16 protein-coding genes are annotated in these 19,093 nt (G+C 62.1%); 4 read left to right on the top strand and 12 right to left on the bottom strand.

Annotation, left to right across the window (positions count from 1 at the left end; translation table 11 throughout):
- Positions 1 to 87: 87 nt before the first annotated feature.
- The 8 genes from nuoF to AA098_RS18775 all read right to left on the bottom strand — a co-directional run bounded on the left by nuoF (position 88) and on the right by AA098_RS18775 (position 8,824).
- Entirely contained in the window at positions 88 to 1,449 is a 1,362-nt protein-coding gene (nuoF, locus tag AA098_RS18810) for an NADH-quinone oxidoreductase subunit NuoF (RefSeq protein WP_003251436.1), read from the bottom strand.
- Entirely contained in the window at positions 1,446 to 1,943 is a 498-nt protein-coding gene (gene nuoE, locus AA098_RS18805; protein WP_003251433.1) for an NADH-quinone oxidoreductase subunit NuoE, read from the bottom strand. The genes nuoF and nuoE overlap by 4 nt, the downstream gene beginning before the upstream one ends.
- Before the next feature lie 2 nt (positions 1,944 to 1,945).
- Positions 1,946 to 3,727, bottom strand: coding sequence for an NADH-quinone oxidoreductase subunit C/D (gene nuoC, locus AA098_RS18800; RefSeq protein ID WP_003251431.1), 1,782 nt, complete (start codon positions 3,725 to 3,727; stop codon positions 1,946 to 1,948).
- A 79-nt stretch (positions 3,728 to 3,806) separates the two neighbouring features.
- The gene (locus tag AA098_RS18795) at positions 3,807 to 4,484 is read right to left on the bottom strand and encodes an NADH-quinone oxidoreductase subunit B family protein (protein WP_003251429.1); all 678 of its coding nucleotides are present in this window, start codon (positions 4,482 to 4,484) and stop codon (positions 3,807 to 3,809) included.
- A 9-nt stretch (positions 4,485 to 4,493) separates the two neighbouring features.
- Positions 4,494 to 4,907, bottom strand: coding sequence for an NADH-quinone oxidoreductase subunit A (locus AA098_RS18790; protein WP_003251427.1), 414 nt, complete (start codon positions 4,905 to 4,907; stop codon positions 4,494 to 4,496).
- A 383-nt stretch (positions 4,908 to 5,290) separates the two neighbouring features.
- The gene (locus tag AA098_RS18785; protein WP_047603429.1) at positions 5,291 to 5,953 is read right to left on the bottom strand and encodes a lysoplasmalogenase; all 663 of its coding nucleotides are present in this window, start codon (positions 5,951 to 5,953) and stop codon (positions 5,291 to 5,293) included.
- A gap of 290 nt (positions 5,954 to 6,243) precedes the next feature.
- Entirely contained in the window at positions 6,244 to 7,569 is a 1,326-nt protein-coding gene (aceA, locus tag AA098_RS18780) for an isocitrate lyase (RefSeq protein ID WP_003251416.1), read from the bottom strand.
- A gap of 490 nt (positions 7,570 to 8,059) precedes the next feature.
- Positions 8,060 to 8,824, bottom strand: a complete 765-nt coding sequence (locus tag AA098_RS18775; protein WP_177342685.1) for a secretin N-terminal domain-containing protein — start codon at positions 8,822 to 8,824, stop codon at positions 8,060 to 8,062.
- 125 nt (positions 8,825 to 8,949) lie between these two features.
- Between AA098_RS18775 and AA098_RS18770 the strand changes: the two genes are divergently transcribed.
- From AA098_RS18770 to AA098_RS18760, 3 genes are all read left to right on the top strand, one after another.
- Positions 8,950 to 10,125 carry a hypothetical protein gene (locus AA098_RS18770; protein WP_060538335.1) on the top strand — a complete coding sequence of 392 codons (1,176 nt, stop codon included), beginning with the start codon at positions 8,950 to 8,952 and terminating at the stop codon, positions 10,123 to 10,125.
- 53 nt (positions 10,126 to 10,178) lie between these two features.
- Positions 10,179 to 11,888, top strand: coding sequence for a S8/S53 family peptidase (locus AA098_RS18765; RefSeq protein ID WP_060545939.1), 1,710 nt, complete (start codon positions 10,179 to 10,181; stop codon positions 11,886 to 11,888).
- Positions 11,889 to 11,971: 83 nt separating this feature from the next.
- Entirely contained in the window at positions 11,972 to 13,414 is a 1,443-nt protein-coding gene (locus AA098_RS18760; RefSeq protein ID WP_064614908.1) for a SulP family inorganic anion transporter, read from the top strand.
- A 112-nt stretch (positions 13,415 to 13,526) separates the two neighbouring features.
- Here the strand turns inward: AA098_RS18760 and fusA are convergent, their stop codons facing one another.
- Both fusA and AA098_RS18750 read right to left on the bottom strand, forming a co-directional pair.
- Complete coding sequence (gene fusA, locus AA098_RS18755; RefSeq protein ID WP_004576937.1) at positions 13,527 to 15,638, bottom strand: elongation factor G; 2,112 nt, start codon at positions 15,636 to 15,638, stop codon at positions 13,527 to 13,529.
- A 73-nt stretch (positions 15,639 to 15,711) separates the two neighbouring features.
- Positions 15,712 to 16,137 (bottom strand): hypothetical protein, encoded by a 426-nt coding sequence (locus tag AA098_RS18750; RefSeq protein ID WP_014755923.1) that lies wholly within the window; start codon positions 16,135 to 16,137, stop codon positions 15,712 to 15,714.
- Positions 16,138 to 16,383: 246 nt separating this feature from the next.
- Between AA098_RS18750 and AA098_RS18745 the strand changes: the two genes are divergently transcribed.
- Positions 16,384 to 16,686, top strand: coding sequence for a hypothetical protein (locus tag AA098_RS18745; RefSeq protein ID WP_003251402.1), 303 nt, complete (start codon positions 16,384 to 16,386; stop codon positions 16,684 to 16,686).
- A gap of 3 nt (positions 16,687 to 16,689) precedes the next feature.
- Here the strand turns inward: AA098_RS18745 and AA098_RS18740 are convergent, their stop codons facing one another.
- A complete protein-coding gene (locus tag AA098_RS18740; RefSeq protein WP_003251401.1) occupies positions 16,690 to 17,940 on the bottom strand; it encodes an aspartate aminotransferase family protein in 1,251 nt (416 codons plus the stop codon).
- Positions 17,941 to 18,120: 180 nt separating this feature from the next.
- Positions 18,121 to 19,017 (bottom strand): transcriptional regulator GcvA, encoded by an 897-nt coding sequence (gene gcvA, locus AA098_RS18735; RefSeq protein ID WP_003251398.1) that lies wholly within the window; start codon positions 19,015 to 19,017, stop codon positions 18,121 to 18,123.
- Positions 19,018 to 19,093: the final 76 nt, after the last annotated feature.

Raw genomic sequence — 19,093 nt, 5'->3', positions numbered from 1 at the left:
GAAATCGGTGAGCTTGCGACACGCCTCGATTGCTCGGGCCTGCCGGTAAGCTGGCGAGTGGCACGGACCACCCGCCTAATCATCTTGTTATGCGCCGACCACGATCGGCTTCGCCAGGTCGGGGCGCAGGGTGGCAGCGCTTTCTGGCGCCACACCGGCCTCGAACTCCGAGCGGAAGTATTTGATGGCACTGCCCAGCGGCTCGACGGCACCCGGTGCGTGAGCACAGAAGGTACGGCCCGGGCCGAGGAAGTTGACCAGTCCCAGCAGCGTCTCGATGTCCTCGGCGCGGCCTTGGCCGTTTTCCAGTGCGCGCAGCATCTTCACGCTCCACGGCAGGCCGTCACGGCATGGGGTGCACCAGCCGCACGATTCGCGGGCGAAGAACTCTTCCATGTTGCGCAGCAGCGACACCATGTTGACGCTGTCGTCGACCGCCATGGCCAAGCCAGTACCCATACGGGTGCCGACCTTGGCGATGCCACCGGCGTACATTTGTGCATCAAGGTGCTCGGGCAGCAGGAAGCCGGTACCGGCGCCGCCTGGCTGCCAGCACTTGAGCTTGAAGCCATCACGCATGCCACCGGCGTAGTCTTCGAACAATTCGCGTGCGGTAACGCCAAATGGCAGTTCCCACAGGCCTGGGTTCTTCACCTTGCCGGAGAAGCCCATCAGCTTGGTGCCGTGGTCCTCGCTGCCTTCGCGGGCCAGCGACTTGTACCAGTCGTTGCCGTTGGCGACGATGGCCGGGACGTTGCACAGGGTTTCGACGTTGTTCACGCATGTCGGCTTGCCCCACACGCCAACGGCGGCAGGGAAGGGCGGCTTGGAGCGCGGGTTGGCGCGGCGGCCTTCCAGCGAGTTGATCAGCGCGGTTTCTTCACCGCAGATGTAGCGGCCGGCACCGGTGTGCACGAACAGCTCGAAATCGAAACCGCTGCCCAGGATGTTCTTGCCCAGCAGGCCGGCGGCCTTGGCTTCATCGATGGCACGGTTGAGGTTTTTCGCTGCGGTGGTGTACTCGCCACGCAGGAAGATGTAACCGCGGTAGGCCTTCAGGGCGCGGGCGCTGATCAGCATGCCCTCGACCAGCAGATGGGGCTGTTGCTCCATCAGCATGCGGTCCTTCCAGGTGTTCGGCTCCATTTCGTCCGCGTTGCACAGCAGGTAGCGGATGTTCATGGATTCGTCTTTGGGCATCAGGCCCCACTTCACGCCAGTGGGGAAGCCTGCGCCGCCACGGCCTTTGAGGCCGGAGTCCTTGACGCTCTGCACGATGTCGTCGGCGGACATTTGCGCCAGCGCCTTGCGGGCTGCGGCGTAGCCGTTCTTCGATTCGTACTCGGCCAGCCAGACCGGCTCGCCGTCGTCGCGCAGGCGCCAGGTCAGTGGGTGGGTTTCGGCCGAGCGCGCGATGCGGTTGGCCGGGCCGAAGGAAGTAATGGTCATACGTAACCCTCCAGCAGTTTGGAAACGCCAGCCGGCTGCACGTCACCGAAGGTGTCGTCGTCGATCATCAGTGCCGGGGCCTTGTCGCAGTTGCCCAGGCAGCACACGGGCAGCAGGGTGAAACGGCCGTCGGCGGTGGTCTGGCCGAGGCCGATGCCCAGCTCGCTCTGGATCTGGCTGACCACCGACTCATGGCCGCCGATGTAGCAGACCATGCTGTCGCACACGCGGATGATGTGGCGGCCGACCGGTTGGCGGAAGATCTGGCTGTAGAAGGTGGCGACACCCTCGACGTCGCTGGCCGGAATGCCCAGCACTTCGCCGATGGCGTGAATGGCGCCGTCCGGCACCCAGCCACGCTCCTTCTGGACGATCTTCAGGGCTTCGATGGACGCCGCGCGCGGGTCCTCGTAGTGATGCATTTCGTGCTCGATGGCCGAGCGCTCGGTTTCGCTCAGGGCGAAACGGTCTGTCTGGATAAGCGTGCTGTTCATGCTTAGCGGTCCACGTCAGCCATAACGAAGTCGATACTGCCCAGGTACGCAATGAGGTCGGCAACCATGCTGCCTTTGATCACCGAAGGGATCTGCTGCAGGTGCGGGTAGCTCGGGGTGCGGATCCGGGTGCGGTAGCTCATGGTGCCGCCATCGCTCGTCAGGTAGTAACTGTTGATGCCCTTGGTCGCTTCGATCATCTGGAACGACTCGTTGGCCGGCATGACCGGGCCCCACGAGACTTGCAGGAAGTGCGTGATCAGGGTTTCGATGTGCTGCAGGGTGCGCTCTTTCGGCGGCGGCGTGGTCAGCGGGTGATCCGCCTTGTACGGGCCTTCCGGCATGTTGCGCAGGCACTGGTCGATGATGCGGATACTCTGACGCATCTCCTCGACACGGACCATGCAGCGATCGTAGGCATCGCCGTTGTGGGCCAGCGGTACTTCGAACTCGAAGTTTTCGTAGCCGGAGTAAGGACGGGCTTTACGCAGGTCGAAGTTGCAACCGGTGGCACGCAAGCCGGCACCGGTGGTGCCCCATTCCAGCGCTTCCTTGGTGTTGTACGCGGCAACGCCGATGGTACGGCCCTTGAGGATGCTGTTTTGCAGGGCGGCCTTGGTGTATTCGTCGAGGCGCTTGGGCAGCCACTCGACAAAGTCCTTGACCAGCTTGTCCCAGCCACGTGGCAGGTCGTGGGCGACGCCACCGATGCGGTACCAGGCCGGGTGCAGGCGGAAACCGGTGATCGCTTCGATCACGGTGTAGGCGCGCTGGCGGTCGGTGAAGGTGAAGAACACCGGGGTCATGGCGCCGACGTCCTGGATGTAGGTACCCAGGAACAGCAGGTGGCTGGTGATGCGGAAGAACTCGGCCAGCATGATGCGAATCACGTCGACCTTCTGCGGCACCTTGATGCCGGCCAGCTTCTCTACCGCAAGCACGTACGGCAGGTTGTTCATCACCCCGCCGAGGTAATCGATACGGTCGGTATAGGGGATGAAGCTGTGCCAGGACTGGCGCTCGGCCATTTTTTCGGCACCACGGTGGTGGTAGCCGATGTCCGGTACGCAGTCGACGATTTCTTCACCGTCCAGCTGCAGGACGATACGGAACGCACCGTGCGCCGAAGGGTGGTTGGGGCCGAGGTTGAGGAACATGTAGTCCTCGTTGGCGCCCTGACGTTTCATGCCCCAGGCTTCCGGGTTGAAGCGTGCCGATTCCTCTTCAAGCTGCTGCTTGGCCAGGGTCAGGCTGTAGGGGTCGAACTCGGTCGCACGGGCAGGGTAGTCCTTGCGCAGCGGGTGACCTTCCCAGGTCGGCGGCATCATGATGCGGCTGAGGTGCGGGTGGCCGGCAAAGTCGATGCCGAACATGTCCCAGACTTCGCGCTCGTACCAGTTGGCGTTTGGCCAGATGCCCGTCACGGTCGGCAGGTTCAGGTCGCCTTCGCTGAGCGACACCTTGATCATCACATCGCTGTTACGCTCGATCGACAACAGGTGGTAGAACACACTGAAATCGGCGGCTGGCAGGCCACGGCGCTGGGTGCGCAGGCGCTCGTCGACGCCATGCAGGTCGTACAGCATGCTGTAAGGCTTGGCGACGCCGCGCAGGAAACTGAGCACCTCTTTGAGCTGGGCGCGTTTTACCCACAGCACGGGCATGCCGGTGCGGGTCTCCTGGGCGACGAATGCTTCGGCGCCAAAACGGTTGTTCAGTTCGACGACCACATCCTGGTCGTCAGCCTTGTAGGGCGGAATGAAAATAGCGTTGTCCGCTGTCATGGTCTCGGTCGCTTTGGGTCAACGTTAAGAATGAAGCCAGGCCGCCGGCTCCTTCGGGAGCGGGCGGCAGGTCGCTGGATCAGACTTCGTCGGGGCTGCGCAGGTTGGTTACTGCAATGCGCTGCTCACGACGCAGGTCTTTCTGGGCTGGCATCTCGGCACGGTAAATACCTTGATCACCAACAACCCAGGAAAGCGGGCGTCGTTCTTGGCCGATCGACTCCTGCAACAGCATCAAGCCTTGCAGGAAAGCCTCAGGGCGTGGCGGGCAGCCAGGCACATAGACGTCCACGGGGAGGAACTTGTCGACCCCCTGAACGACCGAGTAGATGTCGTACATGCCACCGGAGTTGGCGCACGAACCCATGGAAATGACCCATTTTGGTTCGAGCATCTGCTCGTACAGGCGCTGGATGATCGGCGCCATCTTCACGAAGCAGGTACCGGCAATGACCATGAAGTCGGCCTGACGCGGCGAGGCCCGGATGACTTCGGCGCCGAAGCGGGCGATGTCGTGGGGTGCCGTGAAGGCCGTGGTCATTTCCACGTAGCAGCAGGACAGGCCGAAGTTGTACGGCCAGAGGGAGTTCTTGCGGCCCCAATTGACCGCGCCACGCAGCACATCTTCAAGTTTGCCCATGAAGATGTTCTTGTGGACCTGGTCCTCTAGCAGTTGATCGGTGACGGTTTCCCGTTCACCGACCGGGTACTGCTCGTTGGGCGCATCCGGATCGATTCTGGTGAGATTGTATTGCATGCCAAAGCCTCATTGTTTCAGCTTCGCTTGCCGCTTGCGGCGACCTTCGGGAGCCCAATCAAGTGCCCCGACGCGCCATAGGTAGACAAGACCTGCCAACAGAATTGCTATGAAAACGAGTGCTTCGACGAATCCGGTCCAGCCGCTTTCGCGGACGGACACAGACCATGCAAAGAGAAAGAGGGCTTCGATATCGAAGATCACGAACAGCATCGCGACCAGATAGAATTTGGCGGACAGGCGCAGGCGAGCGCTGCCGACGGGCAGCATGCCGGATTCGAAGGGTTCGTTCTTGGCGCGGCCCCAAGCCTTGCTACCGAGCAGGCTGGACAGGCCGAGCATGAAGGCGCACAGGCCGACGACACCCAGGAGGAAGATGGCAAAGCCCCAGTTGTGGGCGATGAGTCCTGCCGAATCGGACATGCTAGAAATCCTTATACAGAGACCCAGCTCTGCAGTCTGAAATAAGTGTAGAGCGGCGACTTGGCGTCGCACATGCAGTGACCAAATGTCGCAGCCGAATCAATCGCGCTGATTTTATGGGTAAACCTGGTGCAAGTAAAATTTCTGTCGCAAATTTATTCGTAGGATTAAGTACAAAAACCGTTCGTAACTGGCTGAGAGCCTTGAAATTCGGGCATTACGCGCGGTTTTGTTAATTATGTTTCTTGCAGCGGGTAACGAATTGCAAGTCCTGTAATGATAATTAATATCATTTGAGCTGCTACCGTTGAATTTGCCTGTTCTGTGCCTTGTAAAGTTCATCTGCCGATTCCCCCTACTTGCAATTGCAAAAAACCCTTGTTCTAGCAGCTCTCGGTCCTGCGCGCACCGCTCTGGGTCAATACTTTATCGGTTGAGCGATGACCGACTGATGAAGCGATGGCCCATTGGCCGAGCCAGTAGGCGAGGATGATCAGGTACGGTGCGGCGGCGAACGGGCTGACGAAGCGGTCGATGCCGATCAGGCTGTCGGAGAACACGAACAGGCCGGCACCCAGTGCTGCCACTCCCCCGCAGGCCAGTGCGCGCCAGAGCATGGCGCTGATAGCCAGGGCGTAGAGCGCTACCGGGATCAGCAACGGGCCGAGGCCGTGGCTGGCCAGTACGCCGAGCAGCGCGATGCCCGTGATTGCGCTGAAGATCAGTGCGGGCAGGGCGGGGCGCAGGGTAATGCCGCAATAGCCGCGCAGGTAAGCAAGGTGAGCGCAAAGGAAGGCGGCCAAACCGAACACGAACAGGTCGGCGGGGATGGCCAGCAGGATGTCGCCGAGTACCGAGAAGGCCAGGCCGATCGAGATCCATGTGCGATAAGGCGAAACCGGGGTGCTGCGCAGCCAGGCAATCAAGGCCAGCACCGGGATGGGTTTGGTCATGAGGGCGAGCAGGGTGTTGTCGCTGGCCAGTGCATATAGATAGAGGGCAGCGGCGGTCAGGGCGAGAATCATCAGGTGGCTTGGACGAGGCATGGGCGGTCCTTGCTGCTGGGCTGCCACAAGCATAGCCCTGATCCGGGGTTTTGCTGCGGCCTGTGCCGGCCCTTTCGCGGATAAACCCGTTTCTGCAGCGGCCTGCGCCCAATCGCCGATGTGTGTCTCCTTCCGATTAGTGTAGGAGCGGGTTTACCCACGAATACGGTAGCGGCGGCAACGCTGAACGGCTGGTAAAAATTGGCCAGCAGGCCCGGCCCTTTCGCGGGTAAAAACAAAGGCCCGGAGCTTTCACAAGCCCCGGGCCTTTGTTCAACCGCAACCCACTATCAGTGGAACTGCTCTTCCTCGGTCGAGCCGGTCAGTGCAGTCACCGACGAAGCGCCACCCTGGATCACGGTGGTCATGTCGTCGAAGTAGCCAGTGCCCACTTCCTGCTGGTGCGCCACGAAGGTGTAGCCCTTGCTGGCGTCAGCGAATTCCTGCTCCTGCAGCTTCACGTAGGCGGTCATGTCGTTGCGGGCGTAGTCGTGCGCCAGGTTGAACATGCCGTGCCACATGTTGTGGATGCCGGCCAGGGTGATGAACTGATGCTTGTAACCCATGGCCGACAGTTCGCGCTGGAACTTGGCGATGGTGGCGTCGTCCAGGTTTTTCTTCCAGTTGAAGGAAGGCGAGCAGTTGTACGACAGGATCTGGTCCGGGTACTCCTTCTTGATTGCCTCGGCGAAGCGGCGGGCTTCGTCCAGGTCCGGCTTGGCGGTTTCACACCAGATCAGGTCGGCGTACGGGGCGTAGGCCAGGCCGCGGGCAATGGCCTGATCGAGGCCGGCACGGACCTTGTAGAAGCCTTCGCGGGTGCGCTCGCCAACCACGAACGGCTGGTCGTACGGGTCGCAGTCGCTGGTCAGCAGGTCGGCGGCGTTGGCGTCGGTACGCGCCAGGATGATGGTCGGTACGCCCGACACGTCAGCGGCCAGGCGCGCGGCTACCAGCTTCTGTACGGCTTCCTGGGTCGGTACCAGCACCTTGCCGCCCATGTGGCCGCATTTTTTAACCGAGGCCAGCTGGTCTTCGAAGTGCACGCCGGCGGCGCCTGCTTCGATCATGTTCTTCATCAGCTCGTAGGCGTTCAGTACGCCACCGAAACCGGCTTCGGCGTCGGCCACGATGGGCGCGAAGTAGTCGATGTAGCCGTCGTCGCCCGGGTTCTTGCCGGCTTTCCACTGGATCTGGTCGGCGCGGCGGAACGCGTTGTTGATGCGTTTGACCACGGTCGGTACCGAGTCGACCGGGTACAGCGACTGGTCAGGGTACATCGACTCGGCCGAGTTGTTGTCGGCGGCAACCTGCCAGCCGGACAGGTAGATGGCCTGGATGCCGGCCTTGACCTGTTGTACAGCCTGGCCGCCCGTCAGGGCGCCCATGCAGTTGACGAAATCTTTTTCGGGGCGGAAGGACGGGTGGGCACCTTCGGTGACCAGCTTCCACAGTTTTTCTGCGCCCTGACGCGCAAAGGTGTGCTCAGGTTGCACGGAGCCACGCAGGCGAACGACATCAGCGGCGGTGTAGGTACGGGTCACGCCTTTCCAGCGCGGGTTTTCGGCCCAGTCTTTCTCGAGGGCTGCAATTTGCTGTTCGCGTGTCAGTGCCATGGAAATAAACCTCGTCGCATCGATCTTGGGTTAATTGTGCTGATGCTCGGAGCAGATCAGGTGCCTGGCGGCTGTCCTGTTCGCAGGAATGCGGCGGCGAACGCGAAGGCTCGAAGGGGAAGGGTGGGCAGACCAGGCGAAGGTGTGCTCCGGCAGGTCGGCTCGTGGTTGCCTTGCTGCGGTGCGACGCGATTGCCAGTACTGCGGTGATGCGCTTCCGTCCCTCGGGACAACTTCTTCGTTGCAGTCGCAATCCCGTCGAACCGCCTTGTGGGCCGTATAGACACGAGGCGCCTCCAGGGGTGGGAGGAGCACGCCTCGAAGGCCCTTGCCAGGGCCCCTGATTAGCGGGAGCGAGGCCATCATGCCCTTGGGAAAAAGACCCTGTCAAATGTTTTGTAGTGCTTTTTTGTACTTACTACATCTTTGGTCTAATGCGACTTGGCAGTCAGTTTCAAGGCCTTTGGTCGAGGCCTTGAATTGCCTGGTATCAGTCGACAAGGTCGACTTTGACCCGCAATGTCATGTTTTCACCCCGTTGGGTGCTGTACGTATGGCTTGATGCGCTGCGATCGGCTTGGCTCTGCTGGTTGAACCCCGCCAGGGTGATCCACTCGCCGAGCTTGCCCGTGACTGTCGTGTCGGTACTTTGTACTTTCACTACATCTGCACGTTCGTGGCTGATGCGGTCATTATTACTGCTTATTTGCAGACGAACCGTTTCGCCGCTCAGGCTGGGGGTCACGTAGAAGCCTTGGGTCACGTTGCGGTATTCGGTGTTGCTCTGAATGCGCCCATAGCCGTCTGTGCTGGTGCTGGTAATGGGGATGCTCTGGCCCACCTGGATCAGTGCCGGTTGCCCTTCGCTGGCTTGTACCTGCTGCATGCCGCCGTCGCGGTTGCTGGTGTCGTAGTGAATGACGCGTGCGTTGCCGCGGTTGTCCTGGAAGTTGCTGTCGTTGTTGTCGACGCTGATCAGCAGGCGCTTGGGCGCGGTATCCAGCTGTTGCAGCAGGGCGCGCAGGTCGTCGATGCGCTCGGGGCTGGCGTTGACGATCAGTTTGTTCTCGAAGGCGCTGACCGTGCCGTCCTTGCCGATGAACGCCTGCAGGGCGGGCAGCAGTTCGGCGCTGCTGCGATGCTGAAGTGGCACCACCTCGGTGGCGGCATGGGCGGTGAGGCTGGCGACCAGCAACAGGGAGGTGAAAAGGGGGCGTAGCGGCATGTCCATGATCTCCGCAGGTGGAATCAACATGATGGCAAATTTGCTGACTTTTTGCCGGATCTGGATCACGCCGGCACGGTTGCGGACGGTCGTATTATCCTGGTTTATCTTGTAGGCTATAAATTATAGTAGGCAAGATAATTGAGGTTAATTGCATGTCTCCCGTTCGCCCGCTCCTACGCCGTCATCAGTTGGCCACCGCACTGGCCCAAGACCTGGCCGGCGAGTCGTTGGTCGATTACAGCTCGGGCATGTTCCTGGCCGCGCCCCGGCGTACGGGCAAGAGCACCTTCCTCAACAACGACTTCATACCGGAATGCGTACAGCGCGGCTGGCTACCGGTTTACGTCGACCTGTGGTCGGATCGCGACGCCGCCCCTGCGCAGCTCATCAGCGGCGCCATCGGTACTGCGCTGGCCAGATTCGAAGGTGCGCTGGCCAGGACGGCGAAAAAGGCCGGTGTCGACAAGATCAACCTGCTGCGCACCCTGAGCTGGGATTTCACCCGCCCGCAACTGCCTGCGGGTACTACCCTGGCCCAGGCGCTTGCCGTGTTGCATCAAGTGTCAGGGCAGTTGGTAGTACTGATCATCGACGAGGCTCAGCACGCCCTTAACAGCGAAGATGGCCTTAATGCGATGTTCGCGCTGAAAGCCGCGCGTGACCACCTTAACCGTGGCGACCGTCCGGACGGCTTGCGCCTGGTGTTCACGGGCTCTAGTCGCGACAAGCTGGCCAACCTGGTACTCAAGAGCAAGCAGCCATTCTTTGGTGCCAGCATCACGCCTTTTCCGTTGCTGGGGCGTGACTATGTCGAATTCATCACCGCCTTGTGGAACCGTCGCCTGGCCGACAGTAACCAGTTCAAGGTAGAGGACCTGGCATACGCGTTCGAATTGGTCGGCCGGCGCCCGGAAATGCTCAACAAACTGTTGGCCGAAGTCAGTGTCGGCCTGGGGGAGGCGGGCAACCTGGGTGAACTGCTGCGCAATGGGGCGCTGAACCATCAAGCCGGGGTGTGGAGCGACTACGAAAGCGCTTGGAACGAACTTACGCCGTTGCAGCAGGCAGTGCTAGAGGTCATGGCTGAGCGCACGCTGGGCCGGCAGCCGTTTTCCCCGTTTACCGAGCAAACCCTGGTTGAGGTCAGCCGCAAGCTGGAGCAGGCCCAGGCGGTAGCCAACGTCAACACGGCAAACGTACAGAAGGCCCTCGAGGCCCTGCGCGACAAGGAGCTGGTATGGAAGGCCAATCGTGGCGAGTACGCGTTGGAGGATACTGCCATGGCCGAATGGCTCGCCCGTGACCAGGCAGTCGCCGGCCACAGGTGAACCTTTGAGGTGCCCCGTAAGTCGCACTCACAGGGAGCGCGTGGGGTGATTGCATGAAGGGTGTCCTGATCTTGCTGTTATGGCTTTGCAGTCTTGGTGCACAGGCTGCAGCGGACACGCTGCGCATCAAGCAGCTGCAGCGTTGCGGCGACTTGTTCAGCGATAGCCAGCAGCGATGGTGCCTGCGTGCCGAAGGGCTCCGGGCAAATCTGCCAACGGTATGGCTCGGCGGTACGCGGCTGTCAGAAGCCGATATCGAGCGCCAGGGTGACCGGCTAACGCTGAAACTGGCGAGACAAGCCCAGCGCAGTGCCCCGCTCTGGCTGGCCGATGGCGGCCGCACCAGCAACCCGGTATGGCTGAGCCGCCAACGCAGTCATGTGATCGCCGCAGGGCCCGATGAAGTGGCGAAGAACATGGATGGCCTGATCACCTATGTCGATCTGGTCAGCCTGTTGATCGAAGAAAAATACGACGGCCTCGACGAGGCCCGGCGCATCGCCGGCAAATACGGCGCCCAGGTTGTCGGTGCCATACCGCCGCTGAATGTCTACCAGTTGCGCTTGCCGGTAGATGACCTGGTGCAGCGCGATGCGATGGTCCTGCGCATGGGCAGTGAAGTCAGCGTGGATGCCGTGATTGTCGAAGAGTCCGGCCCCGAGCGCGGGGAGGAGGGCAATGGGCGCAGCACCCGGGCCATCGACCAGGCGGACGAATGGGCCGCCAACCGTTTCATGGACGCGCTGTATTTCTACCGGCGCCGGATTGCCGCATCTGGCTTGCCGGTGAAACCCCTGCGGGTCGGGGTAATCGAGCGTGAAGTGGACTTCGACGCCCCAGGGTTCGGTGATTATCGAGGGGGCTGCGAACGAGGCCAGACATGCCTCTACGCGCGCGACGGTGATCACCCGGCAAGCCACGGCAGCCATGTCGCAGGCATTCTCGCTGCGCAGGGTGAGGGCTTTTTGCCAGGGCTGGGCAAGCACAGCCCTGGCTTCGAGGTGGTGGTAGAGCGCAACTCGGATGCCGGTATCACCGCCAACATCGCTGCCTCGGTGAACCTGGTCGAAGATGGCGTGCGGGTGCTGAACTGGAGCTGGGGCATTCACCGGGTCGGGGCACGCAATGTGAAGGGTGATGAGGTCGATTCGCTGGTGCGCTCCGGGCTGGCAATGAGTGGCTACGAGGAGTTACTTGAGGAGTTCTTCCTCTGGCTGCGCAAGGAGCACCCTGATGTGGTGGTGGTGAATTCGGCGGGCAATGGTGCGTCCTGGTCGGGGACCGATGAATATCGCCTGCCTTCGTCGTTTATCACCGAGCAATTGCTGGTAGTGGGCGGGCATCAGCGCAGTGACAAGGCTACGGCAGTTGAAGCCCACGATCACGTGCGCAAGCGTCACAGTTCCAATATCGACATGCGCGTGGACGTCAGTGCTGCTGCCTGCATACGCCCAGTGTCTGCCGAGGCTGCGCATTGCGGCACGTCGTACGCAACACCCTTGGTGACTGCCACTGTGGCGACGATGCTGTCGATCAACCCGGCACTTACCCCGGAACAGGTGCGCATGCTGTTGCGGCGCAGTGCCTTGACCCTGGGCGCCGAACAGGATTTTGAAGCGATGGATGCCGAAGACCTGACGGCGCCGATCCTGCCCTCAGAGCGTGGTGGCCGCCTGAACGACCCGGACCTGGGCCGTTCGGCGCGCCTGGACATGCAGCGTGCGCTGGACCTGGCCGTGCAGAGCCTGGAACGGGTGCGTTGAGCGGTGGCCGCTGTCAGACAAATTCCGTAACATCGCGCCCCTCGTTTTTCTATCGTCCGTCAGGACTGCACCACAGGAAGCCCATGAAGCCCGCCCGACTACGCGCCGACCTGCTCGCCGGCCTCACTACCTCGTTTGCCTTGGTCCCCGAGTGCATCGCCTTTGCCCTGGTGGCCCATCTCAACCCGCTGATGGGCCTGTATGGCGCGTTCATCATTTGTACCCTGACGGCGCTGTTCGGCGGGCGGCCGGGGATGATCTCAGGCGCTGCCGGCTCGATGGCGGTGGTGATCGTCGCCTTGGTGGTGCAGCACGGCGTGCAGTACCTGCTGGCCACGGTGCTGCTGGGCGGTGTGGTGATGATCCTGTTCGGCCTGCTGCGTCTGGGCAAACTGGTGCGCCTGGTGCCATACCCGGTCATGCTTGGCTTCGTGAACGGCCTGGCCATCGTCATCGCCATGGCTCAGCTGGAGCATTTCAAGGACGGCGAACACTGGCTCAGTGGCACGCCGCTGTACCTGATGATCGGCCTGGTCGCGCTGACCATGGCGGTGGTTTATGTGCTGCCGAAACTGACCCGTGCGGTGCCGCCGGCCCTGGTGGCGATCCTCGGTGTTGGCCTGCTGGTGTACGTGCTCGGGCTGCCTACCCGCACCCTGGGCGACATGGCGCATATCGCCGGTGGCCTGCCGGGGCTGGCACTGCCGGATGTGCCCTGGAATCTGGAAACCCTGAAGATCATCGCCCCCTACGCGGTGCTGATGGCCATGGTCGGCCTGCTGGAAACCCTGCTCACCCTCAACCTGACCGATGAGATCATCGAGAGCCGTGGCTTCCCGGACCGCGAGTGTGTGGCATTGGGCGCTGCGAACATGGTGTCGGGCCTGTGCGGCGGCATGGGCGGCTGCGCGATGATCGGGCAGACGGTGATCAACCTCAGCTCCAATGGCCGGGGCCGGTTGTCGGGGGTAGTGGCCGGGGTGATGATTCTGCTGTTCGTGCTGTTCCTGTCGCCGCTGATCGAGCGCATTCCCCTGGCGGCGCTGGTTGGGGTGATGTTCGTGGTGGCCCAGCAGACCTTTGCCTGGGCGTCGTTGCGGGTGTTGCACAAGGTGCCGGTGAATGATGTGCTGGCGATCGTTGCGGTGACTGTGGTCACGGTGCTCACCGACCTGGCCATGGCGGTGCTGTTCGGTATCATCATCGCGGCGCTCAACTTTGCCTGGCAGCATGCGCGGGAGCTGTATGCCGACACCCATGAGGACGCGGAGGGCGGCAAGCGTTATCAACTGCATGGCACGCTGTTCTTTGCCTCGACCACCTCGTTCCTCAACCAGTTCGACACGGCCGGGGACCCGGCCCAGGTCACGCTGGATTGCCAGCATTTGAGCTTTGTCGACTATTCGGCGGTTGCGGCGCTGAAAACCCTGCGCGAGCGCTATGCCAAGGCGGGCAAGCATTTGCGCGTGGTGCATTTGTCCGAGCGGTGCAAGAAGCTGTTGAAGCGGGCGGGCGAGCAGCACTGAAAACTGTTGGTGTCTGTGTCGGTTTCTTCGCGGGTAAACCCGCGCCTACGGGGGATCGCATACCCCTGTAGGCGCGGGTTTACCCGCGAAGAGGCCGGCACAGGAGAACCACTTACTCTCCGCGGCTCTTCTTGACGATGCCATCGGCAATGCTCGCCGGGGCCTCGGCATAGCGGGTGAACTCCATCGAGAAGCTGGCCCGGCCCTGGGTCATCGAGCGCATCGAGGTGGCGTAGCCGAACATTTCACCCAGCGGCACTTCGGCACGTATCACCTTGCCTGCCGGTGTTTCATCACCGTCCTGGATCATGCCGCGACGTCGGCTCAAGTCGCCGAGGATGTCGCCCTGATATTCCTCGGGCGTCACCACCTCTACCTTCATCACCGGCTCCAGCAACACTGCGCCGCCTTTCTGCGACAACTGCTTGGTGGCCATTGACGCGGCGATCTTGTAGGCCATCTCGTTGGAGTCGACATCGTGGTACGAGCCATCGAACACGGCGGCCTTGAGGTTGATCAGGGGGTAGCCGGCAAGCACGCCGTTCTTCATTTGCTCTTCGATACCCTTCTGGATTGCCGGAATGTACTCGCGAGGTACCACGCCGCCGACGATCTCGTTGATGAACTCCAGGCCTTCTTTGCCTTCATCACCGGGGGCGAAACGGATCCAGCAATGGCCGTATTGGCCACGGCCACCGGATTGGCGCACGAAACGCCCCTCGATCTCGCAGGTATTGCGGATTTTTTCCCGGTAGGCCACCTGCGGCTTGCCGATGTTGGCCTCGACGTTGAACTCGCGGCGCATGCGGTCGACGATGATATCCAGGTGCAGCTCGCCCATGCCCGAGATGATGGTCTGGCCAGTCTCTTCATCGGTACGCACGCGGAATGAGGGGTCTTCCTGGGCCAGCTTGCCCAGCGCGATCCCCATTTTTTCCTGGTCGGCCTTGGTTTTCGGCTCTACTGCGACGGAAATCACCGGGTCGGGGAAGTCCATGCGTTCGAGAATGATCGGCTTGTCCATGTCGCACAGGGTGTCACCAGTGGTCACGTCTTTCATGCCGATCAGCGCGGCGATATCGCCGGCACACACGTCCTTGATTTCTGCGCGCTGGTTGGCGTGCATCTGCACCATGCGGCCGATGCGTTCCTTCTTGCCTTTGACCGAGTTGAGTACCGCATTGCCTGAACTGAGCACGCCGGAATAAACGCGGGCGAAGGTGAGGGTGCCGACGAACGGGTCGGTGGCGATCTTGAAAGCCAGTGCCGAGAACGGCTCTTTGTCGTCGGCGTGCCGTTCCAGGTGCTTTTCTTCATCGTCCGGGTCGGTGCCGCGGATGGCAGGAATTTCCGAGGGGGCGGGCAGGTAATCGATTACCGCATCGAGCATCAGCGGCACGCCCTTGTTCTTGAAAGAGGAGCCGAGGATGGTCGGCACGATTTCGTTAGCGATGGTGCGTTTGCGCAATCCGGCCTTGATTTCGTCGACGCTCAGCTCTTCGCCTTCGAGGAACTTGTTGAGCAGTTCGTCATTGGCCTCGGCGGCTGCTTCTATCATGTGCGCGCGCCATTCGTCGGCAAGCGCCTGCAGATCGGCGGGGATTTCTTCTTCGCGGTAGCTGGTGCCCTGGTCGGCATCGTTCCAGTAGATGGCCTTCATCTTCACCAGGTCGATCTGGCCCATGAAGTTTTCTTCGCTGCCGATGGCCAGCTGGATGGGCACCGGGTGGTGCCCCAGGCGTTGATCGATCTGCTTGACCACGCGCAGGAAGTCGGCCCCTTGGCGGTCCATCTTGTTGATGTAGGCCAAGCGTGGCACGTGGTACTTGTTGGCCTGGCGCCAGACTGTCTCGGACTGCGGCTCGACGCCGTCCGCGCCGCTGAATACCACGACCGCGCCATCGAGCACGCGCAATGAGCGCTCCACCTCGATGGTGAAATCGACGTGGCCTGGGGTGTCGATGATGTTGAAACGGTACTTGTGGGCGAACTGCTTGGTCGAGCCTTGCCAGAACGCTGTGGTCGCCGCCGAGGTGATGGTGATGCCGCGTTCCTGCTCCTGGGCCATCCAGTCCATGGTCGCCGCGCCATCGTGCACTTCGCCCATCTTGTGGTTGACCCCGGTGTAGAACAGGATCCGCTCGGTGGTCGTGGTCTTGCCGGCATCCACGTGGGCGACGATGCCGATATTGCGGTACAGCTCGATGGGCGTTGTGCGGGCCATGGCGGACTACCTGTGGATGGACGGATTCCACCAAGTTAGCAGACCGGTGGAATCCTGCCCTGCCACCGGGCCGTCAGTCGGCCTGGGCTTGCAGCATCCACTGGCCATCTACTTCACGTGCCAGGCCGCTGGCCGGCAGCAAGGCCAGCAGGCGCGTGTGCAGGGCGGCCTCGGTGAAGGTCTTGAGGGTGGTCAGGTCCAGCGCGCCGACCAGGTTGAGATCAGCCTTGGTGTACGACAGCCAGGCTTTTTTCAACACCTGGGCGACGTCGCTGCCGGCGGTGGTGGCGAACCGGCGGTGCCACTGGCGGCCTTCGAAGGTGAAGTTGTGCGCGTGGCTGTAGGTGCTTTGGTCGGCGCCTTCTACGCAGCGGTGGCAGCGGCATGGGCCCTCGCCGAAGGCGTTGCGCAGGTAGCTGTTGAAGTCCACGACGGGCTTGAGGGACAGGCGTTTGTCGACTTCGAACAGGTCGGCGATCAGGGGTTCTTCGGCGCTCACTCGGGATCCTCGTGTGGTGTGGCGTGCATCGGCGGGCACCCTAACAGATCGGGGCATTCAGATCACCTGTTGCAGGCCCGGCTCTTCCCAGGCAGACCCGCCCCGCACAGGTACCCTGCATACCCTGAGCAACATGCGATCCCCGTGGGAGCGGGCGTGCCCGCGAAGAGGCCAGTAGAGACAACAGAGACGGCCTGCCGTACTCTACGCGCCCGTACGCCTATACACCCACCGAGGTAACCCCGTTTGAGCATCAAGTACCCGTACATCGCCACCGTGACCATCAGCGCTGAAGACCGTGGCGGAGATACCGAGGCTTCGGAAAACCCCAGGATGCGCGTGGGCCTGGAAGCGGTGACCGAAACCCTGAAGAAGGTGCATTTCGTCGGTACGCTCGCGGCCCCTGAGAAACCGGCCACGCACATTTGCGTAACCCTGGAGAACGGCCTGACCTATTACGGCCCGATCGTCAACGGCCATGCCGAACTGGAAGGCGGCTGGATCGCCTTCGAGTCCGACATGCTTACCCCGGAAGAACTCGGCCTGTAAGCCTCAGTTCAGTTCTGCCAGGCACTGCTCGAGGATATCCAGCCCTTCCTCGAGCACCTCGGCCTCGATGGTCAACGGCGCCAGCAGGCGAATGATGTGCCGCGCCTTGCCGCTGGGCATCAGCAGCAGGCCCTTGGCGCGGGCCGCTTCCATCACCTTGGCCAGTTGTGCCGGTGCCGGGCTGCCATCGGCATTGGCGAACTCGATCCCTCGCATGGCGCCCACGCCGGTCAGGCGGCCGATGTACGGGCTCAGGCCCGAAGCCTTCCAGCGCTCATAACGGCTGACGATGGCCTGTTCCTGCCGTTCACCCCAGGTTGCAACGTTTTCGTCGGTCATCTGCGCCAGGCTGGCCAAGGCCGCCGCACAGGCAATCGGGTTGCCCGAATAGGTGCCACCCAGGCCGCCCTTGGGCAGCGCCGCCATCAATTCCTTGCGCCCGACCACTGCACCCAGCGGCATACCGCCAGCGATGCTCTTGGCCAGCAGCAGCAGGTCGGGCTCGATACCCAGGCGCGGAAACGCGAAGCGCTGGCCGGTGCGGCCGAAGCCCGACTGGATCTCGTCGATGATGATCAGGATGCCACGCTCGTCGCAGAAGCGGCGCAGGGCCTGGGCGAAGGCCGGGTCCAGGGCAAGGAAGCCGCCTTCACCCTGCACCGGCTCGAAGATGAACGCCGCGACGTCCTCCACCGCCAGCTCGACGCTGAACAGGCGGTCCATGGCCTTGAGTGCCTGTTCGCAGGTAACCCCGGTATCCGCGCCAGGGTAGGGCAGGTGGTACACCGGCCCGGGCAGTTCGCCGACCCGCTGCTTGTAGGGGGCGACCTTGCCATTGAGGTTCAGGGTGGCCAGGGTGCGGCCATGGAAGCCGCCGTCGAACGCGATGATGGCGCGTTTGCCGGTGGCGCCGCGGGCCACTTTCAGGGCGTTTTCCGCCGCTTCCGCGCCGCTGTTGGTGAGCATGCCGGCCAGTGGGTAGCTGACTGGCACAAACTGGCTCAGTTGCTCCATCAGGGCCAGGTACGGGCCGTGAGGGGCCGCGTTGAAGGCGTAGTGGGTCAGGCGGGTGGCCTGAGCCTGGATGGCCTCGACTACAGCGGGGTTGCAGTGGCCCAGGTTGAGCACGCCGATACCGCCGACGAAGTCGATGTAACGTTTGCCGTCAGTGTCCCAGACTTCGGCATTACGGCCATGGGAAAGTGTGATCGGGTGAACGATGGCAATGGATTGGCTGATACTTTCCTGGTTCATGGGGGCACGCGGACCTTGTTCGAGTTTCTTATTATCCAAGCGTGTCGGCGGGTTATTCCGCAAACGAATTATTCGATTGCGATCATTCCATGGATTCGTGATCTGGCCGGTTTTTTGGGTTGGCTGTGCCGGCCTCTTCGCGGGCAAGCCCGCTCCTACCAGAGGCCAGGGCAGGTCAAATCAATCGCCTTCAGCCACCCGCTCCCGGATCCACTGCACGAAGGCCCTGATCTTGGGCACTTCGGCCGCATGCTCGGCATGCGCAATGAAGTGCCTCCCGTTGCTTGCCACAGGGTGGTCCCAGGCCACCACCAGCTTGCCTTCGCTCAGCTCTTCGGCCACCAGATAGCGGGGAATCAGGGCTATGCCGCAGCCGGAGATGGCCGCGCGGATACACAGGTAGAACGTGTCGAAGCGCGGCCCGTGGTAGCTGTTCTGGCTATGTAACCCAAGCCCCAGGAACCACTCATGCCAGGCCTCCGGCCGTGACACGCATTGCAACAGGCGGTGCTCAGTCAGCGCCTGTGCGCTGTCGAAACGGTGACTGGCCAGCAGCTGCGGGCTGCACACCGGCACCACTTCTTCGCTGAACAACTCGATGCAGGTCGCCCCGGGCCAGGTGCCCTGGCCGAAGAAAAAGGCGACGTCAGCCTTGGCCTGTACCAGGTCGAATGGCTCCAGCTCGTTGCGCACATCCAGGTGAATGCGTGGGTAGCGGTCACCAAAACCCTTGAGCCGGGGCACCAGCCAGCGCGCGCCGAAGGTCGGCTGGGTGGCGATGCGCAGCACTTCGGTTTCGTCGCCGTAGCTGAGGATGTAGCGGCTGGATATGTCGATCTGGGTGAGGATCTTGTTCACTTCGGTGAGGTACAGCGCGCCGGCCGGGGTCAGGTGCAGGCGCCGGCGAATGCGCTGGAACAGCGAGTGCGAGAGCATGTCTTCAAGCTGCGCGACCTGCTTGCTGACGGCGCTCTGGGTCAGGTGCAGTTCCTGGGCCGCGCGGGTGAAGCTGAGGTGGCGAGCGGCCGCTTCGAAGCACTGAAGGGCGGTGGTCGAAGGCATCAGGCGTTTGGACATGACGGGCAAATACCGAGCAAAAAAGGAAGGAGTTCATTCCATAAAGGAATTATGTGGTTCGAAAAGGTCGTTTGTT

The organism is Pseudomonas sp. JY-Q (assembly GCF_001655295.1).
Classification (GTDB): domain Bacteria; phylum Pseudomonadota; class Gammaproteobacteria; order Pseudomonadales; family Pseudomonadaceae; genus Aquipseudomonas; species Aquipseudomonas alloputida.
The sequence above is the reverse complement of the archived record's forward strand: the minus strand, read 5'-3'. Positions and strand labels throughout refer to the sequence as shown.

What these genes read in the sequence shown, in the direction of transcription:
- AA098_RS18765 (WP_060545939.1), top strand. Translation starts at nt 10,179, where the DNA reads ATGAAGGGTGTCCTGATCTTGCTGTTATGGCTTTGCAGTCTTGGTGCA.
- AA098_RS18775 (WP_177342685.1), bottom strand. Translation starts at nt 8,824, where the DNA reads ATGTTGATTCCACCTGCGGAGATCATGGACATGCCGCTACGCCCCCTT.
- AA098_RS18790 (WP_003251427.1), bottom strand. Translation starts at nt 4,907, where the DNA reads ATGTCCGATTCGGCAGGACTCATCGCCCACAACTGGGGCTTTGCCATC.
- AA098_RS18795 (WP_003251429.1), bottom strand. Translation starts at nt 4,484, where the DNA reads ATGCAATACAATCTCACCAGAATCGATCCGGATGCGCCCAACGAGCAG.
- nuoC (WP_003251431.1), bottom strand. Translation starts at nt 3,727, where the DNA reads ATGACAGCGGACAACGCTATTTTCATTCCGCCCTACAAGGCTGACGAC.
- nuoE (WP_003251433.1), bottom strand. Translation starts at nt 1,943, where the DNA reads ATGAACAGCACGCTTATCCAGACAGACCGTTTCGCCCTGAGCGAAACC.
- AA098_RS18785 (WP_047603429.1), bottom strand. Translation starts at nt 5,953, where the DNA reads ATGCCTCGTCCAAGCCACCTGATGATTCTCGCCCTGACCGCCGCTGCC.
- AA098_RS18760 (WP_064614908.1), top strand. Translation starts at nt 11,972, where the DNA reads ATGAAGCCCGCCCGACTACGCGCCGACCTGCTCGCCGGCCTCACTACC.
- AA098_RS18740 (WP_003251401.1), bottom strand. Translation starts at nt 17,940, where the DNA reads ATGAACCAGGAAAGTATCAGCCAATCCATTGCCATCGTTCACCCGATC.
- fusA (WP_004576937.1), bottom strand. Translation starts at nt 15,638, where the DNA reads ATGGCCCGCACAACGCCCATCGAGCTGTACCGCAATATCGGCATCGTC.
- nuoF (WP_003251436.1), bottom strand. Translation starts at nt 1,449, where the DNA reads ATGACCATTACTTCCTTCGGCCCGGCCAACCGCATCGCGCGCTCGGCC.
- AA098_RS18770 (WP_060538335.1), top strand. Translation starts at nt 8,950, where the DNA reads ATGTCTCCCGTTCGCCCGCTCCTACGCCGTCATCAGTTGGCCACCGCA.
- gcvA (WP_003251398.1), bottom strand. Translation starts at nt 19,017, where the DNA reads ATGTCCAAACGCCTGATGCCTTCGACCACCGCCCTTCAGTGCTTCGAA.
- aceA (WP_003251416.1), bottom strand. Translation starts at nt 7,569, where the DNA reads ATGGCACTGACACGCGAACAGCAAATTGCAGCCCTCGAGAAAGACTGG.